The organism is Variovorax sp. SPNA7, assembly GCF_033807855.1.
Classification (GTDB): domain Bacteria; phylum Pseudomonadota; class Gammaproteobacteria; order Burkholderiales; family Burkholderiaceae_C; genus Variovorax; species Variovorax beijingensis.
The window spans coordinates 4,061,151-4,083,368 of record NZ_CP138513.1 but is presented as its reverse complement, the minus strand read 5'-3'; the positions used below and the strand labels follow the sequence as shown (position 1 = coordinate 4,083,368).

The following is a 22,218-nucleotide window of genomic DNA, read 5'->3' as shown; positions in this document are numbered from 1 at the left end:
CCCTCTACGATAGGCCCCCATGACAGTTGCAAGAAGTTTCTCCGTACAGGGCGCGGGTCGCCATGTGGTCGTGATCGGTGCGGGCGCCGTGGGCAGCGCGACCGCCATCGAGGCCTTGCGCGCCGGCCTGCGCGTGACGGTGGTGGAGCCTGGCGAGGCGGGCGGCCCGCAGGCCACGAGCTACGGCAATGCGGGCTGGTTGTCGTCGCATTCCGTGGTGCCGCCCGCGCTGCCCGGTGCCTGGCGCAAGGTGCCGGGCTGGCTGGCCGATCCGCTGGGGCCGCTCGCGCTGCGCTGGCGCCATCTGCCGCGGGCCTTGCCCTGGCTGCTGCGCTACCTGGCCTCGGGCTGGACCGAGGCGCGCGTGCAGCGCACCGCCGACGCACTGCGCACGCTGCTGGCCGATGCGCCGGCGCTGCACGCCCGGCTCGCCACCGAAGCCGGCGTGCCGCAGCTCATCGAGCGGCGCGGCCTGCTGCATGCGTACCGGTCGCGCGAGGAATTCGAGGGCGACGCGCTCGGCTGGCGCGTGCGCGGGCGCACCGGCGTGCAATGGGAGGAATGGCCGGCGGCTGAATTGCGCCGGCGCGAGCCCGACCTCGATGCGCGCTACACGCTCGGCATCTTCGTGCCCGAGGCCGGGCACTGCCGCAATCCGGGGGCCTACGTGGCGGCGCTGGCGCGGCATGCGCAGGAGGCCGGCGCGCAGCGCGTGGCGGCGCGCGCCACCGGCTTTCGCATCGAGGGCGGGCGGCTGCACGCGGTGCGCACCGAGGCCGGAGAGATCGCCTGCGACGCGGCCGCCATCTGCGCCGGTGCGCGCTCGGGCCCGCTGGCCGCGGCGGCCGGATCGCCGGTGCCGCTCGAATCCGAACGCGGCTATCACGTGGTCGTCGAAGGCGCTTCGGTCGGGCCGCGCACGCCGACGATGGTGGCCGACGGCAAGCTCATCGCGCACTGGATGGACGGCGGCCTGCGCGCGGCCGGCCAGGTCGAGATCGGCGGGCTCGACGCCCCGCCCGACTGGCGGCGCGCCGAGATCCTGCACCGGCACCTGCTGTCGATGTTTCCGGCGCTTGACGCCGAGGCGCCGGAGGCGGTGGCCGTGAAGCACTGGCTCGGCCACCGGCCCAGCCTGCCCGACGGCTTGCCCTGCATCGGCGCATCCGCGGCCAGCGCGGACATCGTGCTGGCCTTCGGGCATGGGCACGTCGGCCTGTGCGGCTCGGCGCGCACTGGCAGGCTCGCGGCGCAATTGCTTGCGGGCATCGCGCCAGAGACGGCGCTGGCTCCTTTCGATCCCGCCCGCTTCGGCTGACTGGCGGCGCGGTCGTCCTCAGCGGTAGCCCTGGTAGACGCGGCTGCCGCCATCGGCCAGCACCAGCAGCACGTCGTACGGGTCGCGCCGATCGCCGTAGGCGGCGCCGTCCATGCCCGGCGATCCCACCGGCATGCCCGGCACGGCAAGGCCGATGGCCTTGGGCTTTTCGCGCAGCAGCCGGTGCACTTCGCGCGCGGGCACGTGGCCTTCGAGCGCATAGCCGCCGACCAGGCCGGTGTGGCACGAGCCCAGCCTGGCGGGAACGCCGAGCCGGGTGCGCGCGGCGCTGTTGCCATCGTCGTGCACGCGGGTGGCGAAGCCGTTCGAATTGAGGTGCTTCACCCAGTCCTGGCAGCACCCGCAGTTCGGGTCTTTCCAGATCTCGACCATCGGCGCGGCGGCCGATGCGGCCAGCGGCCATGCCGCGGTGGATGCGAGCGCGAGCAGCGGGGCGGCGCGCAGAAGAAGGGTGCGTCTTTGCATGGTTTTTTTCTCCTCAGGACGGCAGCTGCGCGCGGGCCTTGTCGGCCCACGCCTGCAGGTTGTCGAGCAGGTCTTTCTGGCTGAAGGAACAGCTCTCCTCGCTGAACAGCGCGCTCGATTCGAGCCGGTCGAGCAGGTTCAGCAGCACCTCGCCATAGCGCGGCGGCAGGGCAGCGAGCAGTTCGCTGCTCGCACGCGCCTCGTTCGAGAGCGTGGCGACCGATCCGCCACCGCCCTGCAGCGCCGCGATGCCACTGCCGATGGTTTCGAGTTGCCGTGCGGCGGTGTTCATGACGAGGCCTTTCCAGGTGGCGGCAGCGAGAGGCCGCGTTCGCGCATCAGGTCGCGCAGCACGTCGGGGTAGTCGGTGATGATGCCGTCCACGCCCCAGTCCATCAGCCGCAGCATGTCGGCGCGCTGGTTCACGGTCCAGGGCAGCACCTTGAAGCCGAGTCCTTGCGCTTCCTTGATGGCCGCACGCGTCAGGTCGCCATACGCCGGCGACCAGGTCACGGGCGCGCCGGGCTTGCCGGCGGCGGCCTTGACCAGCTGCGGCGTCGAAGCGAAGCCGGCCGCGTCGAGGCCGGCTGTCCAGCGGCTGTCCTTGAGCGTGCGCGGAGAGCTCAGGTAGGCGCGCGGCAATTGCGGTGCAAGCTGGCCGACCAGCGCGAGCGTGCGCCAGTCGAAGCTCTGGATGGTCACGCGGCCGCCCATCTGCGCCTTGTCGATCTCGGCGAGCAGGGCGCGCACCATCGGCTCGGGCTCGGCGGTCTCGTCGGGCTTGGACGGATCGATCTTGGTCTCGATGTTGAAGCGTACCGTGGCGGCCGCGGCGCCGCGTGCGCGCACTTGGTCGAACAGCGCGGCCAGGGTCGGAATGCGCTCGCCGTCGCGCGGCAGCTGCAGCGCGAACTGCTTGCCGTAGTTGCTCGCGGGGTTCAGCCGGCCGACGTCGTAGCGCTGCAGTTGCGCCAAGGTGAGAGAACGGACGGTGGGACCGGTCTTCGATGCGAGCCAAGCACCGTTGGCGTCGCGCGTGTGGTCGGCATTGAGCGCGGTGTCGTGCGAGATCACGACCACGCCGTCGGCCGTGAGCCCGATGTCGAGTTCGAGCGTGCTCACGCCCAGGTCGATGGCATTGGAGAAGGCCGCCAGCGTGTTCTCCGGTGCGAGCCCGCGCCCGCCGCGGTGCGCCTGCAGGTCGAAGTGCTGCCTGGCCGTGGGGAGAATGGCCGCGCAGCCCGCGATGAGCAATGCGGCGGCAAGCAGTGGGTATTTCATTTCAGCTGCACCTTGATGCCGTCGTCCTGCACCGTGATGTCGCCGATCTCGTAGGTCTTGCGCCCCACCGTGAGCTCCTCGGCCGTGAAGCTGCGCAGCACCTGCCCCTGCAGCAGCTCCTGCGCCACCACCGCGCCCACCTGCTGCAGCCGTTGCGCATCGCGGCCCTGCACGCCCTGCAGCTCGAGGCGTTCGGCCTTGGGCTGGTCCAGGCGCAGCGCGCGCGCGGCGGCGTCGTAGCGCAGCGCGCTGCTGACCGAGACCACGCCCTGCACCGGCGAGGCGGCCAGCAGGGGGCTGGCAATGGTCAGCGTGGCCGTGATGGCCGCGCGGTTGCCGCGCGCGTCGAGGCCCAGCTGCGGGTCGCGCAGCCCGACCATGAAGATCTCGGCATAGCGCTCGGCCACCGGAAAGCGCTTGGCGATCTGCGCCTGCAGTTCGTCGCGCGTGGCGGTGTATTCGCTGGTGAAGAAGTTGAAGCCGGCCAGCGCGGAAAGCGGCACTTGCAGGGCCGCGGCGCCGCACAGCGCGCGCAGCAGCATCCAGCGGCGGGAGGGGAAGGGCAAGGGGCGGATTTGCATACTTCTCGGAGCTTGCCACAGCCCGCGAGGTTCCGGCGAGTCCGGGCCTCCGGCCGGCACGCTCGGCCCATGCTGCTATGAGGACAGGAAAATCTCCTACGCCGCGGCGGCGCCCGGCAGGCCACGTTCGAGGCCTCGGCAGGAAAAAAAGACGAACGATGCAGGGCGCCACGCGAATCGGGATTTCTGGCTGGCGCTATGCGCCATGGCGGGGCCGCTTCTATCCGAAAGGGCTGGCGCAGCGGCTCGAACTCGACTTTGCATCGCGCATGCTGCCCACCATCGAGATCAACGGCTCGTTCTATTCGTTGCAGCGCCCCGTGTCCTACCAGGCGTGGCACGACGCGACGCCCGACGATTTCGTGTTTGCGGTGAAGGGCCCGCGCTACATCACCCACAACCTGCGGCTCAAGGAACCGCGCGGCGCGCTGGCCAACTTCTTTGCGTCGGGCGTGTTCGCGCTGGGCGCCAAGCTGGGGCCCATCCTCTGGCAGCTGCCGCCGTCGTTCGCCTACGACGCCGATCGCCTCGAGGATTTCCTGGCGCTGCTGCCTCGGGACGGCAGGGCCGCGCTCAAGCTCGCGCGGCAGCACAACGAGAAGCTCAGCGACGACCGTGCGTTGCTGAAGGCGCCTGCGAGGCTGCGCATCCGGCATGCAGTGGAAGTGCGCCATGCGAGCTTCGCGAATCCGGACTTCATCGCGATGCTGCGCCGCCATGGCGTCGCGCTGGTGGTTGCCGACACGGCGGGCCGCTGGCCGCTGCTCGAAGACCTGTGCGCCGACTTCGTCTACATGCGGCTGCATGGCGACAAGGAGCTCTACGCGAGCGGCTACGACGATGCCGCGCTCGAACGCTGGGCCGAGCGCATCGACGCCTGGCGCCATGGACGCCAGGTGAAGGACGCAAGGCTGGCCGTGCCTTCGCGCCGGCTTTCCGGGCGCAAGGGGCGCGACGTGTTCTGCTACTTCGACAACGACGTCAAGGTGCACGCGCCCTACGACGCCGCGCACCTGGCGGCCCGGCTCGGCGTGGCCACCGGGCTGGGGGAGGACGACAACTTCAGTCTGCCGCCCGACATGGCTGCGCGAAAGCCAGCGCGTGCGCGGGCAGGCCGGAAGTAGCGCGGCGCTGCGTACCGCCTCAGTCGTGCAGCGACGAAAGGAATTGCTTCAGCTCGGCCGTCTGCGGATTGCCGAACATGTCCGCCGGCGGCCCCATCTCGTGCACGCGGCCTTGGTGCATGAAGATGACGCGATCGCTCACCTTGCGCGCAAAGCTCATCTCGTGCGTGACCATCAGGAGCGTCATGCCTTCGTCGGCCAGCGATTCCACGACGCGCAGCACCTCGCCCACCAGCTCGGGGTCGAGCGCCGAGGTGATCTCGTCGCACAGCAGCACGGCCGGCTCCATCGCCAGCGCGCGGGCGATGGCCACGCGCTGCTGCTGGCCGCCCGAGAGCTGCTCGGGCATGGCGTCGAATTTTTCGGCCAGGCCCACGCGCTCGAGCAGCTTGCGCGCCTGCGAGGCCGCCTCCATGCCGCTGCGCTTCTTCACCAGCGTGGGCGCGAGCATCACGTTCTTGCCGACCGTGAGATGCGGAAACAGGTTGAAGCTCTGGAAGATCATGCCGACGCGCTGGCGCAGCTCGCGCATGGCCATGGCGCTCTCGTGCAGCAGGGGCTTGCCATCGACCGTGAGCGAGCCTTCCTGGAACACCTCGAGCCCGTTGATGCAGCGCAGCAGCGTGCTCTTGCCCGAGCCGCTCTTGCCGATGATGGCAATGACTTCGCCGCGCTTCACGTCGAGGTCGATGCCCTTGAGCACCTCGTTGGCGCCGTACGACTTGCGCAGCGCGGTCACGCGCACGATCGGCGCGGCAAAGGTCTGGGGTTCAAGCACGGCGGCCATGGGATTTCCTCTCGAGATTCTTGGCGTACAGGCTCACCGGGAAGCACAGCACGAAGTAAAGCAGCGCCACGCAGCTGAACACCACGAAGGGCTGGAAGGTGGCGTTCGAAATCATGCTGCCGGCCTTGGTGAGTTCGACGAAACCGATCACCGAGGCGAGCGCCGTGCCCTTGATCACCTGCACCAGGAAGCCCACCGTCGGCGCGATCGCGATCTTCACCGCCTGCGGCAGGATCACGTGGCGCATCTGCTCGCTGAAGCTCAGCGCCAGGCTGCCCGAGGCTTCCCACTGGCCCTTGGGAATGGCGGCCACGCAGCCGCGCCAGATCTCGGTGAGGAAGGCGCTGGTGTAGAGCGTGAGCGCCACGCTGGCCGCGGTCCACGCCGACACGTCGATGCCGAACAGCGCAATGCCGAAGTAGGCGAGGAACAGCTGCATCAGCAGCGGCGTGCCCTGGAACAGCTGCACGTAGAGGCCGACGGCGCGGCCCATGGCGCTGCCGCCGCGCAGCCGCAGGAACAGCAGCAGGGCGCCCACTAGCCCGCCGCCGATGAAGGCGATGAGCGAGAGCACGACGGTCCAGCGCAGCGCCATCAGCAGGTTGCGCAGGATGTCCCAGAGAGAAAAATCGACCATGGTGGTGGCGTCCTGCGTTCAGCGGCCGAAGAAGAATCTCGGCCCGGCCCAGTTGAGCAGCCTGCGCAGCGCAACCGCCAGCGCCAGGTAGAGCAGGGTGGCGACGATGAAGGCCTCGAAGGCGCGGAAGTTGCGGCTCTGGATGAGGTTGGCCGCGTAGCTGAGCTCCTCGGTGGAGATCTGTCCGCACACGGCCGAGCCCAGCATCACGATGATGATCTGGCTCACCATGGCGGGCCACACCTTCTTGAGCGCCGGCGGCAGCACCACGCGGGTGAACACCTGCACCTTGTCCAGCGCCAGGCTCACGGCCGCCTCGATCTGCCCCTTGGGCGTGGCCTCGATGCCGGCGCGGATGATCTCGGTGGCGTAGGCCCCGAGGTTCATCACCATCGCGATCACCGACGCCACCTCCGGCGTGAGCTTGACGCCCGCCGCAGGCAGCCCGAAGAAGATGAAGAACAGCTGCACGATGAAGGGCGTGTTGCGGATCAGCTCCACATAGCTGCCGACCACCCAGCGCAGCCACGCCGGCCCGCTGGCGCGCGCCCAGGCGCAGGCCACGCCCACGGCCATGCCGATGACGGTGGCGATGGCCGTCAGGCCGACCGTCCACGCGATGCCCTTGGCGAGCAGCCGCCAGTCGACGAGAACTGCACCGAAGTCGAATTCCATGGCCGCGCCTTTGTTCAGAGTTCAGCGAGCGAGGCTCAGACCGGCAGGTCGCCGGCTGCCTTGCCGAGCCACTTCTTCGACATGGCGTCCAGCGTGCCGTCCTTCTTGGCGGCGGCAATGATCTCGTTGACCTTGGTCTTCAATGCGGTCTCGCCCTTGGCCACGCCGACGAAGCAGGGGCTGTCTTTCAGCAGCAGCTTGAATTCGGCGCTCACCTTCGGGTTCTTGGCGAGCATGTCGCCGGCCACGGCCGCGCTGGTGGCAAGGGTCTGCGTCTGGCCGGCCACGAAGGCCGCGATGGTGGCGTTGTTGTCCTCGAAGCGGCGGTAGTCGACGTTCGGCGGCGCCACCTTGTTCAGTTCCTGGTCTTCCATTGCGCCGCGCGTCACGGCGACGGTCTTGCCGGCCATGTCGGCAAAGCTCGTGAGCTTCATGCTCTTGGCGGCATACACGGCCTGGAAGAAGGGTGCGTAGGCGGCGGAGAAGTCGATCACCTTCTCGCGCTCGGCGTTCTTGCCGAGCGTGGAGATCACGAGGTCGGCTTTGCGGGTCTGCAGGTAGGGAATGCGGTTGGCGCTGGTCACGGGCACCAGCTCGACCTTGACGCCCAGCTTGGCGGCGATCAGCTCGGCCATTTCCACGTCCAGGCCCTGGGGCTTCATGTTCCTGTCGACCGAGCCGTAGGGCGGATAGTCGGTGGGCACGGCGATCTTGATGGTCTTGGCCTTCAGGACGTTGTCCAGGGCGTTCTGGGCCTGTGCGCCGCCGGCGGCGGCCAGCATGGCAACGGATGCAAGCGCGAGCGAGAGGTGGCGTTTGGACGAAGAGAAAGTCATAGCAGGGCTCCTAGGTAAGTCGATGAATCGGTGTCGTCGGGGGAGGGCGTGGCGGCCTTGCGCCGCGTGGGCTTGGCCGCGGTGGTTTTCTTCTGCGGCTGCAGCGGCGCCAGCGCGTCGCGCAGCTGTGCGAGCGGATCGGTGGGCGCCTGCACGCGCAGCGCCGACTGCACCGTGCCGATGTGCGCGGCCATCAGCGCCTCGGCGGCGGCGTGGTCGCCCCGCTCGAGGGCGGCGACGATCTGCACGTGGTCCTCGCAGGACTGCACGGCGTCGTGCGTGGACTGGTAGAGCATGGCGATCAGCGTGGTGCGCGCGGTGAAGTCGCGCAGCGTGTCGGCCAGCAGCGTGTTGCCCAGGCATTCCGCCAGGCACACGTGGAAGTCGCCGAGCAGGAAGCTGCGGTTGCCGACGTCGCTCTCTTTCAGTGCGGCCTTTTCACGCTGCAGGTGCGCCTTCAGCTGGCGCAGCGCGGCCTTGTCGATCTTGCCGGTGCTGCCCGTACTGCGGATCAGGCCGAGCTCGATGACGCGGCGTGCCTCGAAGGCTTCGCGCGCCTCGTCCTGCGAGGGCTCGATCACGAACCAGCCGCGCCGCGCACTCACCGTGACGATGCCGCGCGCCGCCAGCCGGGTGAGCGCCTCGCGCACGATGGTGCGGCTGCAGTCGAACAGCATGGCCAGCGGCTGCTCGCCCAGGCGCGAGCCCGGCGCGAGCTTCTGCGCCATCACCGCTTCGACGATGCGTGCACTGATTTCGGATGCGGATGTAGACATTGGCATGCATACCAGCAGCTTTTGTGCCAACTGGTATGCAAGATCTGTGCACCGAAATGGGTTGGCGCTGTGTGCTGGTGGTGCACGGCGCTGCTGTTCAGGGCGCGCTCCCGCCGACGGGGGACATTCGCGGAGGGGAGTACCCGGTGGCCTGTGCACCCGCCCTGAACACGACGTGCCCTGAACAAGAACCGCCCAATGCTGCGGCTCAGCCCGCGAGCGTCGCCTTCAGCGTGATTTCCGGCACGCTGGCCAGCGCCTTCGACAGCGGGCAGCCGGCCTTGGCGGCGGCCGCGATCTGCTGGAACTTCGCTTCCTCCAGCTTGGGCACGGCGGCGTCGAGCTCGAGCGCGATGCGGTCGATCTTGAAGCCTTCGCCGTCCTTGGCCAGCCGCACCGCGGCCTTGGTGTCGATGCGGGTGGCGGTGAAGCCCTCTTTCTCCAGCGCGAAGGCAAAGGCCATCGTGAAGCAGGCCGCATGGGCCGCACCGACGATCTCCTCGGGGTTGGTGCCGCGCTTGTCGTCCTCGAAGCGGCTGGCGAAGCCGTAGGGGTAGTCCTTGAGGGCGCCGGTCTCGGTGCTGACCTGGCCCTTGCCGGTCTTGCCGGCGCCTTCCCAATGAACGCTTGCGTGCTTGTCTGCTGCCATGAAATCTCTCCTTCGGTCGGGGTGATGGGTGATGGGAGACGCAGGTATGGCGCGGAACGCTGCGCTTGTCTGTAGTCGCAGGGCGCATGCGATGAAGATCGCGAAGATCGCGAAGACTGCGCAATGGCGGGCCGGGCGTCGCCAAGGTGACGCGTCCGGGGGCTTCCCCGATGGGAGCGGCGTACGGCTCGGCTTAGGCTGCGGCCTGTCTTGTTTCTCTCTCTCCTCCGCCCGCCTTGACCATGCAACCACGCCCGCACCACAAGTTCTGGCCCAAGCGCCTTCCGTATTCGATTACCGTTCCCGCCACCTCGCTGTGGCACAACCTCGCAACGTCGGCGGCGCGCTATCCGGACAAGGCCGCGCTGGTTTTCTTCGGCCGGGTGCTGAGCTATCGCGGCTTCGCGGACCAGGTCGAGCGGCTGGCCGGCACGCTGCATGCCCTGGGCGTGAAGCGCGGCGACCGCGTGGTGCTGGACATGCAGAACTGCCCGCAACTCGTGGTTGCGCATTTCGCGATCCTGCGCGCCAATGCGGTGGTGGTGCCCGTCAACCCGATGAACCGGGCCGAGGAGCTCAAGCACTACATCGTCGACCCCGACGCCAAGATCGCCATCACCACCGGCGACCTCGCCGGCGAGCTCGCCAAGGCCAGCAACGCGCTGCCGGCCGCGCAGCAGCTGGCCCACATGATCGTGACCCAGTTCACCGATGCCTTCGACGCCGATGCGAGCGGCGACGACGCTCCGGCGCCGGCCTGGAAGGAGTGGCTCGCCACGCGCCATCCGCTGCCCGAGCTCGCGGGCGGCAAGGCCATGGCCTGGACCGAGGCTCTCGAAGCCGGCCATGCCGCACCCGAGCACGTGGTGGGCGCCAACGACATGGCGCTGCTGCCCTACACCAGCGGCACCACCGGCCTGCCCAAGGGCTGCGTGCACCACCATTCGAGCCTCATGCACAACGCGGTGGCCGGCCAGCTCTGGGGCCAGGCCACCTCGGAAGCGGTGGTGCTGGCGGTGGTGCCCATGTTCCACATCACCGGCGTGGTGAGCATGATGCACACCTCCATCCTCGCGGCGGCCACGCTGGTCATCATGCCGCGCTGGGACCGCGAGGTGGCGGGCCGGCTCATCTCGCGCTGGAAGGTCACGAGCTGGACCAACATCCCCACCATGGTGATCGACCTCATGGCGAGCCCCAACTTCGCGAGCTACGACCTGTCGAGCATCACGCACATCGGCGGCGGCGGCGCGGCCATGCCGCAGGCCGTGGCGCAGCGCCTCTTCGAGCAGTACGGCCTCAAGTACCAGGAGGGCTATGGCCTCACCGAAACCGCCGCGCCTTCGCACACCAATCCATCGGACCATCCCAAGCAGCAGTGCCTCGGCATTCCGTTCATGAGCACCGATGCGCGCGTGGTCGATCCCGACACGCTCAAGGAAATGCCCGTCGGCGAATCGGGCGAGATCATCATCCACGGCCCCGAGGTGTTCCAGGGCTACTGGAAGCGCCCCGACGCCACCCAGGCGGCCTTCGTCGAGTTCGAGGGCAAGCGCTTCTTCCGCTCGGGCGACATGGGCCGCATGGACGAGGACGGCTACTTCTTCATGACCGACCGCCTGAAGCGCATGATCAACGCGAGCGGCTTCAAGGTGTGGCCGGCCGAGGTCGAGCTGCTGATGTTCCGCCATCCCGCAATCCAGGAGGCCTGCGTCATTTCCACCCGGGACGACTACCGCGGCGAATCGGTCAAGGCCGTGGTGGTGCTGCGCGCCACGCACAAGGACACCACCGAGCAGCAGATCATCGACTGGTGCCGCGAGAACATGGCGGTCTACAAGATCCCGCGCAAGGTGCAGTTCGTCGACGCGCTGCCCAAGAGCGGCAGCGGCAAGGTGATGTGGCGGCTGCTGCAGGAAGACGAGAACGGCGCGCAGTAACAGCCGGTTCATGCGCCTGGCTCGGAGGCTTTTCGCATCGAGAATCCAAGGCTTCGACCGCTCCGATTTTCCTGCCCATGCGCCTGCGCTTCCCGTTCGCCGTTTGTCTTGCGCTGTTGCCGCTGCTGTCGCAGGCCGCTCCTTCGTCCCGCACCTGCCTGGTGGTCGGCATCAGCGACGGCGACACGCTCACCGCGCGTTGCGGGCGCCTCGGTGACTACGAGGAGGTCAAGGTGCGCATTGCCGCGATCGACGCGCCGGAGCGGGCGCAGCCCTACGGCCAGCGCAGCAGGCAGGCGCTGAGCCGCATCTGCTATTTCGAGCAGGCGGTCATCACCGAGCGCGACACCGACCGCTACGGCCGCACCGTGGCCGACGTGCGCTGCAACGGCGAAGACGCGGGCACCCGCATGGTGGCCGAAGGCTGGGCCTGGGTGTATGACTTCAACGGCATCGCCACGCGCCGCGGCGGCGAGCTGTTCAAGCTGCAGGACAGCGCGCGTGCGCAACGGCTGGGGCTGTGGGCCGGTGCCAGGCCGCAGCCGCCCTGGGAATGGCGGCGCCGCCAGCGCGAAGACCAGTCGGACGGCTTCCTGTTCTGAGCCTAGGACTCGCTCTTGCCCTGCACGTCCGCCACCACGCGCGCATTGCGCTGGAAGCTCCAGTAGGCGCTGGCCCAATCCATCAGCACCACGATGCGGTTGCGGAACCCGATCAGGAAGTACGCGTGCGCGAACAGCCAGAACAGCCATGCGAGCCGGCCGCTGAAGCGCAGCGGGCCGAAGGGCGTTTCCAGGTCGACCACCGCCGAATTGCGGCCGATGGTGGCCAGGTTGCCGTAGTCCCGGTAGCGGAAAGGCACGGTCGGCACGCTCGCGATGCGGCGAAGAATGTTGGCGGCCGCCGCGCGGCCCATCTGCTTGGCGCCGGGCGACACGCCGGGCACCGGCTTGGGCGGCTTGCCGGGTGCATGGCTCAGGGCCGCGGCCAGGTCGCCCACCACGCTGATCTCGGGATGGCCGGGCAGGCTCAGGTCGGGCTCGACCTTGATGCGGCCCGCGCGGTCGCATTCGGCGCCGGTCGCCTCGCCCAGCATGCGCCCGAGCGGCGAGGCCGCCACGCCCGCCGCCCACACCACGCAGTTGCTGTCGATGCGGTAGCTGGGGGCCGAAGCGCCGCCGGGGCCGCCGCCGGCCTCCACTTCGAGACCGTTGGCGTCGATGGCGGTCACGCGCGCATTGAGCCGCACCTCGACGCCGAGCCGCTGGAGCTGCTCCAGCGCCTTCTGGCTCAGGCTCTCGGGCATCGCCTGCAGCACGCGCGGCCCGCCCTCGATCAACAGCACCTGCGCGCTCCCGGGGTCGATGCGGCGGAACTCGCCGGCCAGCGTGTGCTTGGCGATCTCGGCCAGCGTGCCGGCCATCTCGACTCCCGTGGGGCCGGCGCCGATCACCACGAAGGTGAGCAGGGCGCGGCGGCGCTCGGGGTCGGTGGCGGTTTCGGCCGCCTCGTAGGACATCAGCACGCGGCGGCGGATCTCGAAGGCATCCGACAGCGTCTTGAGGCCCGGCGCCAGGGGCGCCCATTCGTCGTGCCCGAAATAGCTGTGGGCCGCGCCGGCCGCGACCACCAGGTGGTCATAGCTCACGAGGCTGCCGTTGGCCAGCCGGACCGCGCGCGCGGCCGGATCGATGGCGCTCACTTCGCCGAGCAGCGTGGTAATGCGCGGCTGCGCGCGGAACAGGGCGCGCACCGGCGCCGCGATCGACGGCGCGGCCAGCCCGGCGGTCGCCACCTGGTAGAGCAGGGGCTGGAACAGGTGGTGGTTGGTCTTTTCGATCACCGTCACGTCCACGTCGGCGCTTTCGAGCCGGCGGGCGGCTTCGAGGCCGCCGAATCCGCAGCCGACAATGACGACATGGGGGCGGGCGGAGGCGTTGGTCGTTTGCATCGAACAGATGATACGCAGCCGCCCTGCACGCCGGCCGATCTTGTGCCAAAGTGGCTCCCCCCACCGATGCCTGCACTGCGGCGCGGCGTGACACGGCGCTTCAAGGGCGCGAACTTGTCCTACGCGCTGCTGCAACGGCCATCGGCTACAAATTGCGGTTGACCCGACTGGAGACACCATGACGCTTTCCCGGCCGATCACCCAGGCGGCGAGCGCATTGCGCGGCAAGTTCCGCGAAGTGCGCGCCGCCAGCCTGGCACTCGCCGCGCCGCTCTCCGCCGAAGACCAGTGCATCCAGTCGATGCCCGACGCGAGCCCGACCAAATGGCATCTCGCGCACACGACCTGGTTCTTCGAGACCGTGCTGCTGCAGCCGCATGCGGCGGGCTACCGGCCTTTCGACGAGCGGTTCCATTACCTTTTCAACTCGTACTACGAAGCGCTCGGCCCGCGCCATCCGCGCCCGCAGCGGGGGCTGCTCACGCGCCCTTCGGTGGACGAGGTGCACGCCTACCGCGCCCATGTCGACGAGACGGTACTGGCCTTGCTCGACGGCGGCGGCGACGGCGAGCGCGACTGGGCGGCCATCGAGCCCATCGTCACGCTCGGGCTGCACCACGAACAGCAGCACCAGGAGCTGCTGCTCACCGACATCCTGCACGCCTTGTCGTGCAACCCGCTGTTGCCCGCCTACAGGCCCGCGGCAGGGCCCGCGCTGCGGCTGGCCGCCGTGCCGCCGGCCATGCGCTGGCTGCCGCAGCCCGGCGGCACGGTGCAGGTGGGCCATGAGGGGCCGCAGCAGGGCTTTGCCTTCGACAACGAAACGCCCCGCCATGCGGCCCTGCTGCAGCCCTATGCCATTGCCGACCGGCTGGTGAGCTGCGGCGACTATGTGCAGTTCATTGCCGACGGCGGCTACCAGCGCCCCGAGCTCTGGCTTTCCGACGGCTGGGCGGCGGTGCAGGCGCAGGGCTGGCGCCATCCGGCCTATTGGCTGGCCGCCGACGATCCGCGGCTGCAAGCCCAGCAGCCACAGGGCGGCTGGCAGGTGTTCGGCCTGCATGGCGTGCGGCCGATGGAGGCCGACGCGCCCGTGTCGCAACTGAGCTTCTACGAGGCCGCCGCGTACGCCGAATGGGCCGGTGCGCGCCTGCCGACCGAATTCGAATGGGAAGCCGCCTTCGATGCGCCCGGCATCTTGCAGATGAGCGGCCACGTCTGGCAGTGGACGCGCTCCTCCTACGACCCGTACCCGGGCTTCAGGCCCATGCCCGGCATCGCGGCCGAATACAACGGCAAGTTCATGGTGGGTCAACTGGTGCTGCGTGGCGGCAGCGTGGCCACCCCGGCCGGGCACACGCGGCCCAGCTACCGCAATTTCTTTCCGCCGGCGGCGCGCTGGCAGTTCTCGGGGCTGCGGCTCGCGAAAGACATCTGAATCATGCGCAATCCAAGCTCCTCGTCCTCTTTTTCGTTTGCCACTGCCCAGCAGCAGCAGCAGCAGCGCCAGCCTGTCGCGCCCGCCGCCCCGGAAAGTGCGGGGCTCTCCGAGTTCGGCCGCGAGATGCAGGCGGGCCTTGCGCGCAGGCCGCGCAGCATATCGCCCAAGTATTTTTACGACGCCGCGGGTTCGCAGCTGTTCGACCGCATCTGCGAACTGCCCGAGTACTACCCCACGCGCACCGAGCTGCGCATCCTCGGCGAATGCGCGGGCGAGATCGCCGCGCAGGTGGGGCCGGGCGCCGAGATCGTCGAGTTCGGCGCCGGCTCGCTCACCAAGGTGCGGCTGCTGCTCGATGCACTCGAGACGCCCAGGCGCTACCTGCCGATCGACATTTCCGGCGAGCACCTGGCCGCCGCCGCCGAGCGGCTCAGGGCCGACTACCCGCAGCTGGCGGTGCAGCCGATTGCGGCGGACTACACGATGCCGCTGGTGCTGCCCGCACCGCTCTCCGGTGCGGGCAAGCGCGTGGGTTTTTTCCCCGGCTCGACGATCGGAAATTTCGAGCCCGACGAGGCGCTGGCCTTCCTGCAGCTCGCGGCGCGCATGCTGCGCGGCGGCGGGCTGCTGATCGGCGTCGACCTGGTGAAGGACCCGGCCCGCCTGCATGCCGCCTACAACGACGCGCAGGGCGTGACCGCGGCGTTCAACCTCAACCTGCTGCGGCGCGCCAACGCCGAGCTCGACGCGAATTTCGACCTCGACGGCTTTGCGCACGCGGCCTTCTACAACGCGCCGAAGCAGCGCATCGAGATGCACCTGGTGAGCCGGCGGGACCAGATCGTTTCGCTGAACGGCGAGCGGTTCGCGTTCGAGGAAGGGGAGACTATTCACACCGAGTACTCGCACAAGTTCACCGTGGAAGGATTGCGGGCGCTGGCGGTGAAGGCGGGGTTCCGGCCGGGGGCGGTGTGGACGGATCCGGAGAGGCTCTTCAGCGTGCATTGGCTCGGGGCTTGATTTTTGGTCCGGGGCCGGGTCTCGCCCCGGCGGGCGACTCACTTTCTTTGCTTCGCCAAAGAAAGTAAGCAAAGAAAGGCGACCCCTACTGTCTGCGTCCCTCCGCTTCGCTGCGGGCAACCTGCGGTGCTCGATTACGGCGGGGGTCCGCAGAACTCGCTCCACTGCGTTTCGCTCAGACAGCTGCGGCCCTGATCCCGCCTCCATCTGCGCTCCTCGGCGCATACAGAAGGGGTGGGAGCGGGTGGCCTTCGCTTCGCTCGGCCCCAAGACCAACAGCCCAACTCAATACCAAGCCACCGCGGCGCTGCGCGCCGCGGTGGCTTGGTGGCCGAGCGAAGCAAAGGCCCGTTCGGGTCCCAATCCCCTCTGTATGCGCCGAGGAGCGGAGGGTTTCGCGGATCAGGGCTCGCAGCTGTTTGAGCGAAGCGAGTTCTGCGAGACCCCGCGAAACGCGAGCACCGCAGGTTGCCCGCAGCGAAGCGGAGGGACGCAGACAGTGGGGTCGCCTTTCTTTTGCCTACGTTTCTTTGGCGAAGCAAAGAAAAGTAGGTCGCCCGCCGGGGCGAGACCCGGCCCCGAAACTCAAACAAGCTCAGGAACCCAACCATAAGCCGGCAATACCGCCCCATGGATTCGCCCCCCAAAAGCAACGGGCACAATATCCCTTCCCCGCGCGGCAGCGCACCGCCAACTGCGCCCCGCGCCACCTCCCCCTTGGAGTGCAAGACATGAAAGCAACCTGGAACGGCGTCACCATCGCCGAAAGCGACGACACCGTGCTCGTCGAAGGCAACCACTATTTCCCGATGAGCTCGCTCAATCGCGACCACGTGACCTTCAGCAACCACAAGACCACCTGCCCCTGGAAGGGCACGGCCAGCTACTACTCGCTGCTGGTCAACGGCGAGCTCCACACCGACGCCGCCTGGTACTACGCCGACCCGAAGCCCGAGGCCGAGGAAATCCGCGACCGCGTGGCGTTCTGGAAGGACGTGAAAGTCACCGCGTCGTGACCACGGCCGCATTCGCCCCACCATTCATCCAGCCCGCCGAGCTGCAGGCCGCGCTGCGCGAACAGGGCTATGCCGTGCTGAGCCCGCAAGGCGTGAGCGACTGGCTGGGCGTGCCGCTCGAACAACTCGAAGCGCTGCATGCCGACTGGAACGATCTCCCGCCGGACGAATACCTGAAGGACGGCGGCCGCTATCGCACGCGGCGCCACGCCTGCTTCACGGTCGAGGGCGATTCGATCGCGCAGGCGCCGCACCGCGCGCACTGGCAGCCGGTCGAATACAACGCGCTGCATGGCGGCATGCAGCGCTGGTTCGCGCCCATGCACGAAGCCACCGTGGCGCAGCCGGCCTGGCAGCGTCTGCTGCAGCGCCTGGGCGAAGCCGCGAGCGGCATGCGCGGCGCGGCGGCGGCGCAGCCGTGGTTCGTCGAGGCGCATCAGTTCCGCATCGACACCGCGGGCGGCATCGGCCGGCCCACGCCCGAGGGCGCGCACCGCGACGGCGTCGACCTGGTGGCGGTGGCACTGGTTGGGCGCAGCGGCATCAAGGGCGGCGAAACGCGCGTGTTCGAAGCCAGCGGGCGCCGCGGCGAGCGCTTCACCATGACCGAGCCCTGGACGCTGCTCCTGCTCGACGACGCGCGCGTGATCCACGAGTCCACGCCGATCCAGCCGCTCGAGGAGGGCGGCGCCGGATGGCGCGACACGCTGGTCGTCACCTGCCGCGCCGAGGGTTTCCAGGGGGATTGATCCCGCTGGCTTGAGTCCTACAGCCGCTGCCCGGCGCAGAGGTTAAATTCGGGGCCCGGCTCGGTTGCGAGCCGCGCCTGTCCGCGAACGAAAAAGTGAGGTCCGCCATGTTCAATCACATCCTGGTTCCGATCGACGGCTCCGAAACTTCCATGCTCGCGGTCAGCAAGGCCAGCGGCCTGGCGCTGGCGTTCGGAAGCCGCATCACGTTGATCCACGTGATCGACAACTATCCCTTCATCGGCGTGGGTGCGGACTATGCGCTGGGCCAGAACGAATACCTGGCCGCGGCCACCGCGAGCGCGAATGCGGCGCTCGCACGCGGCGTGGCGGCACTCGCCGCCGAGGGCCTGCACAGCGACCAGCGCGTGATCGACGGCCACGTGGTGCACGAAGGCATCGTCGACACCGCCATTGCCATTGCGGCCGACCTGATCGTGATGGGCTCGCACGGGCGCAGTGGCATCGAGAAGCTGCTGCTGGGCAGCGTCACGCAGCGCGTGCTGCAGGACGCGCCGATGCCGGTGCTCGTGGTCAAGGGCGGGCTGTAAGGGAAGAGAAATCGAAACCGGGCGGGCTCTGCAAGCAAAGGGCCTGCTGCGTGACCGGGTGCACGAAGCCCAGTTCGCTGGCGTGCAGCAGCAGGCGCGGCGCACGCGCCCGGACATCGGCGCTGCCGTAGAGCGCATCTCCCAGAATCGGATGGCCGATCGACAGCAGGTGCACGCGCAACTGATGCGAGCGCCCGGTGAGCGGCTCCAGCAGCAGGTGCGTGGCCTGCATCTTTCCATCCGGTGCTGAAGACGAAGACGACAGCGCACGCCAGCGCGTGAGGCTGGGCTTGCCGGCCGGGTCCACCTTCTGCAGCGGACGGTTCGGCCAGTCGGCCATCAGCGGCGCATCGATGACCGACCATTCGGCCTGCACCGGCATCGCGCCGTCCACGATGGCCTCGTAGCGCTTGTGCACACGGCGCTCGGCAAAGGCATCGCCGAGCGCACGCTGCATTGCGGCGCCGCGCGCCATCAGCACCAGGCCGCTGGTCGCCATGTCGAGCCGGTGCACGATCAGCGCATCGGGCCAGCGCCGCATGGCGCGCGCGCTCAGGCAGTCCTGCTTGTCTTCGCCGCGCCCGGGCACGCAGAGCAGGCCGGCGGGCTTGTTCAGCACCAGCAGGTGGGCGTCTTCGTGGATGAGGTCGATGTCCGGCATGGGTAGCCCCGGAGTGTAGAGAGCAGAGCCCGCGCTCGCTGCTGCACCTTGGCGCTGAACTCATGCGAAGCTCATGAAGCCTCGGCTATCCTCGAACAGATGTCCGGCCCTGCTTCCCCCGCCCCCGCTCCCGTTTCCCCGGGCTTTACCGAACTCCGGCGCGAGCGAGCGTTCATGCAGATGTGGGTGGCACGGCTCTTCGGCACCGCGGCCTCGCAGATGCTGCTGGTGGCCATCGGCTGGCACATGTACGAGCTCACCGGCAGCGCCTGGGACCTCGGGCTGGTGGGCCTCTACCAGTTCGTGCCCGCCTTGCTGCTCGCGCTGCTGGCCGGCCACGTGGTCGACCGCCACCACCGCGGCCGCATCGTGGCGGCCTGCTTTGCGGTGCAGGGGCTGGTGGCGCTGGTGCTGCTGCTCGCGGTGGTGCAGCGCTTCGACACGCGCGGCCTGCTGCTGGGGCTGTCGCTGGTGCTGGGCGCGGTGCGGGCCTTCCAGATGCCGGCGCAGCAGGCGCTCACGCCGCTGCTGGTGCCGCCCGCCATGCTGCCGCGCGCCATGGCTTTCAGCTCGGCCGGCATGCAGGGCGCGATCATCGGCGGGCCGGCGCTCGGCGGCCTGCTGTTCGTGGCGGGCATGGCGGTGGTGTACGGCGCGAGCGTGCTGTGCTTCGCGGTGGCCTGCGTGCTGGTGCTGCGGCTGCGCTATGCCTACACGCCGGCGGCACGCGAGCCGGTCACGCTGGCCACGGTGTTCGCGGGCGTCGATTTCATCTGGAAGCGCAAGCCGGTGCTCGGCGCCGTCTCGCTCGATCTCTTCGCGGTGCTGCTGGGCGGCGCGGTGGCGCTGCTGCCGATCTACGCCAAGGACATCCTGCACACCGGGCCCTGGGGGCTCGGCCTGCTGCGCGGCGCGCCGGCGGTGGGCGCGCTGGTGATGTCGATCGCCCTCACGCGGCGGCCCATCGAGCGCAACATCGGCCGCACGCTGCTGATGGCCGTCGGGCTCTTCGGGCTCTGCATGGTGGTGTTCGGCATTTCGCGCAGCTTCGTCGTCTCGCTGATTGCGCTGGCGGTGTCCGGCGGGGCCGACATGGTCAACGTGGTGATCCGCCAGACCCTGGTCCAGCTCGAAACGCCCGACGCCATGCGCGGGCGGGTGAGCGCGGTCAACTCGATCTTCATCGGCGCCAGCAACCAGTTGGGCGAGTTCGAATCGGGGGCCACGGCGGCGCTGCTCGGGCCGGTGGGCTCGGTGGTGGTGGGCGGCGTCGGAACCATGATGGTGGCGCTGGGCTGGTTCAAGCTGTTCCCGTCGCTGGCGCAGCGCGACCGGCTGGTGGTCGCGATGCCCGCGGCGGCCAAGTAGGGCGCAGCGCCGCGGTCTTCAGAAGACCGAAAACGCTTGGGGCGCATCGATCGTGAGGTCGCTCTGCGCCTCGGCCACGCAGGGCAGGATCCAGCCCTCGGCCTTTTCCTCGGCGCTCAGGCCGGGCCACTCGACGATGTGGCGGATGGAGCCTGCCACCAGCTGGCAGATGCAGGTGCGGCAGGTGCCGTTGCGGCAGGAACTCGGCATGTCGATGCCGGCCGCCTCGGCCGATTTCAGCAGCGTGGTGCCGGCCTCGGCGTCGAAGCCGAGGCCCGACGGTTCGAGCCGGACCCTCATCGCTGCGGAGGCTGTTGTTGCTGTTGCTGCTGCTCACGGCGCTGTTCGCGCAGCATGAAGAGATAGAGGCTTTCGACCTTCTCGCGTGCCCACGGCGTCTTGCGCAGGAACTTGAGGCTGGAGCCCACGCTCGGGTCGATGGCGAAGCAGCGGATCGGAACGAGTTCGCCGAGCTGCTCCCAGCCGTAGTGGTCGGCCAGCGCCGTGACGATGGCCTCCAGCGTGAGCCCGTGCAGCGGGTTGCGGGGCTGGGCCGGCTTGGCGGGTGCCGGGGCCGGCCCGGCGGGGGCCTCGTCGGTCACTTGTTCTTGAGCTTGCCGCGCGGGATCACCGCCGTGGTGATCGTGCGGACGGGTTCGATGCCGCCGGTGCCCACCGGCTTGGGCGGCGAAGTGTCCTTCTTCGGTTTCTTGGCTTCCTTGTTTGCGCGCTGTTGACCCTTGGCCATATCGACTCCTTTTGATGCTGTGTATGCGGCGTAGTAGCGGGCAGTTTAGCGGTGCGGCGACAATACGCAGTTCCTTTTGATTTCCCCGCATTCATGTCAGATTACGAAGTTCGCCCCGCCACCATGCGCGACGCCAAGGCCGTCGCCGAAGTCCATGCCCTGGCCGCCAAGGCTGCCTACGAAGGCATCCTGCCCGAAGAAGAGCTGCGCGTGCTGGCGCCCGCCTCCCGCGAGGCCAAATGGCGCGAGGCCATCGAGTTCAGCGAGCCGCAGGTGCAGGTGGCGGTGCAGGACGGCGAAATCGTCGGCTTCGTCGGCTTCGACCGCTCGCGCGACCCCAAGACGCCGTCCACCACGGGCGAGATCTGGGCCCTGTACGTCAAGCCCGAGCATTGGGGCAAGGGCATCGGCGTCGCCCTCTGGGACGCCGCGCGCGAAGGCCTCGAGGAAGAGGGCTGCACCACGGTCACGGCCTGGGTGCCGATTCGCAACGACCGCGCCATGCGCTTCTTCGAGCTCGCCGGTTTCAAGCGCGAAATGAAGACCGCCAAGACCACCGCGCTGGGCACCGTGCGGGTCGAAGAGATCCGCCTCAAGCGCAGCGTCGCCTGACGCCGCGCCGCCCGCGTACGGGTATTGCCGGCGGGCGCCGCGGTTGCGGCTAAGCTCGCCGCTTCTTTTTTCCACACCGACCCTTGCCATGGCCACCAGCCTGCTTCTGCTGCTCGACGACATCGCGACCGTCCTGGACGACGTCTCGATCCTCACCAAGGTCGCCGCCAAGAAGACGGCCGGCGTGCTCGGCGACGATCTTGCGCTCAATGCGCAGCAGGTCTCGGGCGTCAAGGCCGACCGCGAACTGCCGGTGGTCTGGGCGGTGTGCAAGGGCTCGTTCGTCAACAAGCTCATCCTGGTGCCCGCTGCGCTGGCCATCGGCACCTGGCTGCCCTGGCTGGTCACGCCGCTCCTGATGGTGGGCGGCGCCTTCCTTTGCTTCGAAGGCTGCGAGAAGCTCGCCCACAAGTTCCTGCACAAGCAGGAGCACGAGGCCGACACAGCGCGCCACGAGCGCGCCGTGGCCGACGAGGCCGTCGACGTGGTCGCGGTCGAAAAGGACAAGATCAAGGGCGCGGTGCGCACCGACTTCATTCTTTCGGCCGAGATCATCGCCATCACGCTGGGCACCGTGCAGGGCCAGCCCTTTCTCACGCAGTTCACCGTGCTGGCGGGCATTGCGCTGATCATGACCATCGGCGTCTACGGCCTGGTGGCCGGCATCGTGAAGCTCGACGACGCGGGCCTCTACCTGAGCCAGCAGGCGAGCAAGGCCGCGCAGGCCTTTGGGCGCGGCATTCTCGCAGCGGCGCCCTGGCTCATGAAGGGGCTGTCGATCGCGGGCACCGCGGCCATGTTCCTGGTGGGCGGCGGCATCCTGGTGCACGGCGTGCCGGCCCTCGGCCATGCCGTCGAAGACTGGGCTGCGGCCACCGGCGGCGTGTTCGGCGCGCTGGGGTCGATGGGGGTGAATGCGGGCATCGGCCTTGTGGCCGGTGCCGTGGTGCTGGCGGTGGTCGAACTCGTCAAGAAGCTCCGCCGCTGAGCGCGGCGAGAGGCGCGGCCTGC

Annotated in this window: 27 protein-coding genes; 12 read left to right on the top strand and 15 right to left on the bottom strand. The window is 69.0% G+C overall.

Annotated elements, in window-relative coordinates:
- Positions 1-19 precede the first annotated feature (19 nt).
- On the top strand, positions 20-1,318 hold the full coding sequence (locus RZE77_RS19185) for an NAD(P)/FAD-dependent oxidoreductase (protein WP_319438809.1): 1,299 nt from the start codon (positions 20-22) through the stop codon (positions 1,316-1,318).
- Positions 1,319-1,336: 18 nt separating this feature from the next.
- On the opposite strand, the gene RZE77_RS19180 is transcribed toward RZE77_RS19185, so the two are convergent.
- From RZE77_RS19180 to RZE77_RS19165, 4 genes are read right to left on the bottom strand one after another with little or no spacing between them, the layout of a single operon-like run.
- Positions 1,337-1,804, bottom strand: a complete 468-nt coding sequence (locus tag RZE77_RS19180; protein ID WP_028256195.1) for a DUF411 domain-containing protein — start codon at positions 1,802-1,804, stop codon at positions 1,337-1,339.
- Positions 1,805-1,817: 13 nt separating this feature from the next.
- Complete coding sequence (locus tag RZE77_RS19175; protein WP_319438808.1) at positions 1,818-2,096, bottom strand: hypothetical protein; 279 nt, start codon at positions 2,094-2,096, stop codon at positions 1,818-1,820.
- Positions 2,093-3,085, bottom strand: a complete 993-nt coding sequence (locus RZE77_RS19170; protein WP_319438807.1) for a glycerophosphodiester phosphodiesterase — start codon at positions 3,083-3,085, stop codon at positions 2,093-2,095. Before RZE77_RS19170 ends, RZE77_RS19175 begins: the two co-directional genes overlap by 4 nt.
- On the bottom strand, positions 3,082-3,651 hold the full coding sequence (locus tag RZE77_RS19165; RefSeq protein ID WP_319438806.1) for a DUF1439 domain-containing protein: 570 nt from the start codon (positions 3,649-3,651) through the stop codon (positions 3,082-3,084). The genes RZE77_RS19170 and RZE77_RS19165 overlap by 4 nt, the downstream gene beginning before the upstream one ends.
- A 173-nt stretch (positions 3,652-3,824) precedes the next feature.
- Between RZE77_RS19165 and RZE77_RS19160 the strand changes: the two genes are divergently transcribed.
- Positions 3,825-4,790, top strand: coding sequence for a DUF72 domain-containing protein (locus RZE77_RS19160; protein WP_319438805.1), 966 nt, complete (start codon positions 3,825-3,827; stop codon positions 4,788-4,790).
- 19 nt (positions 4,791-4,809) lie between these two features.
- On the opposite strand, the gene RZE77_RS19155 is transcribed toward RZE77_RS19160, so the two are convergent.
- The 6 genes from RZE77_RS19155 to RZE77_RS19130 all read right to left on the bottom strand — a co-directional run bounded on the left by RZE77_RS19155 (position 4,810) and on the right by RZE77_RS19130 (position 9,150).
- The gene (locus RZE77_RS19155; RefSeq protein WP_319426987.1) at positions 4,810-5,577 is read right to left on the bottom strand and encodes an amino acid ABC transporter ATP-binding protein; all 768 of its coding nucleotides are present in this window, start codon (positions 5,575-5,577) and stop codon (positions 4,810-4,812) included.
- Positions 5,561-6,214: an amino acid ABC transporter permease gene (locus RZE77_RS19150; protein WP_015866448.1), complete on the bottom strand. Its 654-nt coding sequence runs from the start codon at positions 6,212-6,214 to the stop codon at positions 5,561-5,563. Before RZE77_RS19150 ends, RZE77_RS19155 begins: the two co-directional genes overlap by 17 nt.
- An 18-nt stretch (positions 6,215-6,232) precedes the next feature.
- Positions 6,233-6,889, bottom strand: coding sequence for an amino acid ABC transporter permease (locus RZE77_RS19145; RefSeq protein ID WP_309926567.1), 657 nt, complete (start codon positions 6,887-6,889; stop codon positions 6,233-6,235).
- 35 nt (positions 6,890-6,924) lie between these two features.
- Positions 6,925-7,725: a transporter substrate-binding domain-containing protein gene (locus RZE77_RS19140; RefSeq protein WP_319438804.1), complete on the bottom strand. Its 801-nt coding sequence runs from the start codon at positions 7,723-7,725 to the stop codon at positions 6,925-6,927.
- On the bottom strand, positions 7,722-8,501 hold the full coding sequence (locus RZE77_RS19135) for a GntR family transcriptional regulator (protein WP_319438803.1): 780 nt from the start codon (positions 8,499-8,501) through the stop codon (positions 7,722-7,724). The genes RZE77_RS19140 and RZE77_RS19135 overlap by 4 nt, the downstream gene beginning before the upstream one ends.
- Positions 8,502-8,709: 208 nt before the next feature.
- Complete coding sequence (locus tag RZE77_RS19130) at positions 8,710-9,150, bottom strand: OsmC family protein (RefSeq protein WP_319438802.1); 441 nt, start codon at positions 9,148-9,150, stop codon at positions 8,710-8,712.
- Positions 9,151-9,392: 242 nt separating this feature from the next.
- Here RZE77_RS19130 and RZE77_RS19125 point away from each other — a divergent pair, with 242 nt between their 5' ends.
- Positions 9,393-11,090: a long-chain fatty acid--CoA ligase gene (locus RZE77_RS19125; RefSeq protein ID WP_319438801.1), complete on the top strand. Its 1,698-nt coding sequence runs from the start codon at positions 9,393-9,395 to the stop codon at positions 11,088-11,090.
- Between the two features lie 77 nt (positions 11,091-11,167).
- The gene (locus RZE77_RS19120; RefSeq protein WP_319438800.1) at positions 11,168-11,692 is read left to right on the top strand and encodes a thermonuclease family protein; all 525 of its coding nucleotides are present in this window, start codon (positions 11,168-11,170) and stop codon (positions 11,690-11,692) included.
- A gap of 2 nt (positions 11,693-11,694) precedes the next feature.
- Here the strand turns inward: RZE77_RS19120 and RZE77_RS19115 are convergent, their stop codons facing one another.
- Positions 11,695-13,041 (bottom strand): NAD(P)/FAD-dependent oxidoreductase, encoded by a 1,347-nt coding sequence (locus tag RZE77_RS19115; protein WP_319438799.1) that lies wholly within the window; start codon positions 13,039-13,041, stop codon positions 11,695-11,697.
- Positions 13,042-13,219: 178 nt separating this feature from the next.
- On the opposite strand from RZE77_RS19115, the gene egtB reads away from it, so the two are divergent.
- The 5 genes from egtB (at position 13,220) to RZE77_RS19090 (ending at position 17,818) form a co-directional block, all read left to right on the top strand.
- On the top strand, positions 13,220-14,479 hold the full coding sequence (egtB, locus tag RZE77_RS19110; protein ID WP_319438798.1) for an ergothioneine biosynthesis protein EgtB: 1,260 nt from the start codon (positions 13,220-13,222) through the stop codon (positions 14,477-14,479).
- A 3-nt stretch (positions 14,480-14,482) separates the two neighbouring features.
- A complete protein-coding gene (egtD, locus tag RZE77_RS19105) occupies positions 14,483-15,502 on the top strand; it encodes an L-histidine N(alpha)-methyltransferase (protein WP_319438797.1) in 1,020 nt (339 codons plus the stop codon).
- Positions 15,503-16,233: 731 nt separating this feature from the next.
- Positions 16,234-16,518 (top strand): DUF427 domain-containing protein, encoded by a 285-nt coding sequence (locus tag RZE77_RS19100; RefSeq protein WP_015866436.1) that lies wholly within the window; start codon positions 16,234-16,236, stop codon positions 16,516-16,518.
- Positions 16,515-17,267: a 2OG-Fe dioxygenase family protein gene (locus RZE77_RS19095; protein WP_319438796.1), complete on the top strand. Its 753-nt coding sequence runs from the start codon at positions 16,515-16,517 to the stop codon at positions 17,265-17,267. The genes RZE77_RS19100 and RZE77_RS19095 overlap by 4 nt, the downstream gene beginning before the upstream one ends.
- Positions 17,268-17,374: 107 nt before the next feature.
- Complete coding sequence (locus RZE77_RS19090; protein ID WP_015866434.1) at positions 17,375-17,818, top strand: universal stress protein; 444 nt, start codon at positions 17,375-17,377, stop codon at positions 17,816-17,818.
- Here RZE77_RS19090 and RZE77_RS19085 read toward each other — a convergent pair.
- A complete protein-coding gene (locus RZE77_RS19085) occupies positions 17,802-18,479 on the bottom strand; it encodes an RluA family pseudouridine synthase (RefSeq protein WP_319438795.1) in 678 nt (225 codons plus the stop codon). The two genes, RZE77_RS19090 and RZE77_RS19085, sit on opposite strands and share 17 nt — an antisense overlap.
- A gap of 174 nt (positions 18,480-18,653) precedes the next feature.
- Between RZE77_RS19085 and RZE77_RS19080 the strand changes: the two genes are divergently transcribed.
- A complete protein-coding gene (locus tag RZE77_RS19080; protein WP_319438794.1) occupies positions 18,654-19,847 on the top strand; it encodes an MFS transporter in 1,194 nt (397 codons plus the stop codon).
- 18 nt (positions 19,848-19,865) lie between these two features.
- Here RZE77_RS19080 and RZE77_RS19075 read toward each other — a convergent pair whose 3' ends face one another.
- The 3 genes from RZE77_RS19075 to RZE77_RS19065 are packed head-to-tail and all read right to left on the bottom strand — an operon-like array spanning position 19,866 to position 20,595.
- Positions 19,866-20,147 (bottom strand): 2Fe-2S iron-sulfur cluster-binding protein, encoded by a 282-nt coding sequence (locus RZE77_RS19075; protein WP_319438793.1) that lies wholly within the window; start codon positions 20,145-20,147, stop codon positions 19,866-19,868.
- Entirely contained in the window at positions 20,144-20,449 is a 306-nt protein-coding gene (locus tag RZE77_RS19070) for a VF530 family protein (RefSeq protein WP_319438792.1), read from the bottom strand. Before RZE77_RS19070 ends, RZE77_RS19075 begins: the two co-directional genes overlap by 4 nt.
- The gene (locus RZE77_RS19065) at positions 20,446-20,595 is read right to left on the bottom strand and encodes a hypothetical protein (protein WP_015866429.1); all 150 of its coding nucleotides are present in this window, start codon (positions 20,593-20,595) and stop codon (positions 20,446-20,448) included. Before RZE77_RS19065 ends, RZE77_RS19070 begins: the two co-directional genes overlap by 4 nt.
- 93 nt (positions 20,596-20,688) lie before the next feature.
- On the opposite strand from RZE77_RS19065, the gene RZE77_RS19060 reads away from it, so the two are divergent.
- On the top strand, positions 20,689-21,207 hold the full coding sequence (locus RZE77_RS19060) for a GNAT family N-acetyltransferase (RefSeq protein ID WP_319438791.1): 519 nt from the start codon (positions 20,689-20,691) through the stop codon (positions 21,205-21,207).
- Between the two features lie 88 nt (positions 21,208-21,295).
- Positions 21,296-22,195, top strand: coding sequence for a DUF808 domain-containing protein (locus RZE77_RS19055; RefSeq protein ID WP_319438790.1), 900 nt, complete (start codon positions 21,296-21,298; stop codon positions 22,193-22,195).
- Positions 22,196-22,218 lie beyond the last annotated feature (23 nt).

What these genes read in the sequence shown, in the direction of transcription:
- RZE77_RS19185 (WP_319438809.1), top strand. Translation starts at nt 20, where the DNA reads ATGACAGTTGCAAGAAGTTTCTCCGTACAGGGCGCGGGTCGCCATGTG.
- RZE77_RS19180 (WP_028256195.1), bottom strand. Translation starts at nt 1,804, where the DNA reads ATGCAAAGACGCACCCTTCTTCTGCGCGCCGCCCCGCTGCTCGCGCTC.
- RZE77_RS19175 (WP_319438808.1), bottom strand. Translation starts at nt 2,096, where the DNA reads ATGAACACCGCCGCACGGCAACTCGAAACCATCGGCAGTGGCATCGCG.
- RZE77_RS19170 (WP_319438807.1), bottom strand. Translation starts at nt 3,085, where the DNA reads ATGAAATACCCACTGCTTGCCGCCGCATTGCTCATCGCGGGCTGCGCG.
- RZE77_RS19160 (WP_319438805.1), top strand. Translation starts at nt 3,825, where the DNA reads ATGCAGGGCGCCACGCGAATCGGGATTTCTGGCTGGCGCTATGCGCCA.
- RZE77_RS19155 (WP_319426987.1), bottom strand. Translation starts at nt 5,577, where the DNA reads ATGGCCGCCGTGCTTGAACCCCAGACCTTTGCCGCGCCGATCGTGCGC.
- RZE77_RS19150 (WP_015866448.1), bottom strand. Translation starts at nt 6,214, where the DNA reads ATGGTCGATTTTTCTCTCTGGGACATCCTGCGCAACCTGCTGATGGCG.
- RZE77_RS19145 (WP_309926567.1), bottom strand. Translation starts at nt 6,889, where the DNA reads ATGGAATTCGACTTCGGTGCAGTTCTCGTCGACTGGCGGCTGCTCGCC.
- RZE77_RS19140 (WP_319438804.1), bottom strand. Translation starts at nt 7,725, where the DNA reads ATGACTTTCTCTTCGTCCAAACGCCACCTCTCGCTCGCGCTTGCATCC.
- RZE77_RS19135 (WP_319438803.1), bottom strand. Translation starts at nt 8,501, where the DNA reads ATGTCTACATCCGCATCCGAAATCAGTGCACGCATCGTCGAAGCGGTG.
- RZE77_RS19130 (WP_319438802.1), bottom strand. Translation starts at nt 9,150, where the DNA reads ATGGCAGCAGACAAGCACGCAAGCGTTCATTGGGAAGGCGCCGGCAAG.
- RZE77_RS19125 (WP_319438801.1), top strand. Translation starts at nt 9,393, where the DNA reads ATGCAACCACGCCCGCACCACAAGTTCTGGCCCAAGCGCCTTCCGTAT.
- RZE77_RS19120 (WP_319438800.1), top strand. Translation starts at nt 11,168, where the DNA reads ATGCGCCTGCGCTTCCCGTTCGCCGTTTGTCTTGCGCTGTTGCCGCTG.
- RZE77_RS19115 (WP_319438799.1), bottom strand. Translation starts at nt 13,041, where the DNA reads ATGCAAACGACCAACGCCTCCGCCCGCCCCCATGTCGTCATTGTCGGC.
- egtB (WP_319438798.1), top strand. Translation starts at nt 13,220, where the DNA reads ATGACGCTTTCCCGGCCGATCACCCAGGCGGCGAGCGCATTGCGCGGC.
- egtD (WP_319438797.1), top strand. Translation starts at nt 14,483, where the DNA reads ATGCGCAATCCAAGCTCCTCGTCCTCTTTTTCGTTTGCCACTGCCCAG.
- RZE77_RS19100 (WP_015866436.1), top strand. Translation starts at nt 16,234, where the DNA reads ATGAAAGCAACCTGGAACGGCGTCACCATCGCCGAAAGCGACGACACC.
- RZE77_RS19090 (WP_015866434.1), top strand. Translation starts at nt 17,375, where the DNA reads ATGTTCAATCACATCCTGGTTCCGATCGACGGCTCCGAAACTTCCATG.
- RZE77_RS19085 (WP_319438795.1), bottom strand. Translation starts at nt 18,479, where the DNA reads ATGCCGGACATCGACCTCATCCACGAAGACGCCCACCTGCTGGTGCTG.
- RZE77_RS19080 (WP_319438794.1), top strand. Translation starts at nt 18,654, where the DNA reads ATGCAGATGTGGGTGGCACGGCTCTTCGGCACCGCGGCCTCGCAGATG.
- RZE77_RS19075 (WP_319438793.1), bottom strand. Translation starts at nt 20,147, where the DNA reads ATGAGGGTCCGGCTCGAACCGTCGGGCCTCGGCTTCGACGCCGAGGCC.
- RZE77_RS19065 (WP_015866429.1), bottom strand. Translation starts at nt 20,595, where the DNA reads ATGGCCAAGGGTCAACAGCGCGCAAACAAGGAAGCCAAGAAACCGAAG.
- RZE77_RS19060 (WP_319438791.1), top strand. Translation starts at nt 20,689, where the DNA reads ATGTCAGATTACGAAGTTCGCCCCGCCACCATGCGCGACGCCAAGGCC.
- RZE77_RS19055 (WP_319438790.1), top strand. Translation starts at nt 21,296, where the DNA reads ATGGCCACCAGCCTGCTTCTGCTGCTCGACGACATCGCGACCGTCCTG.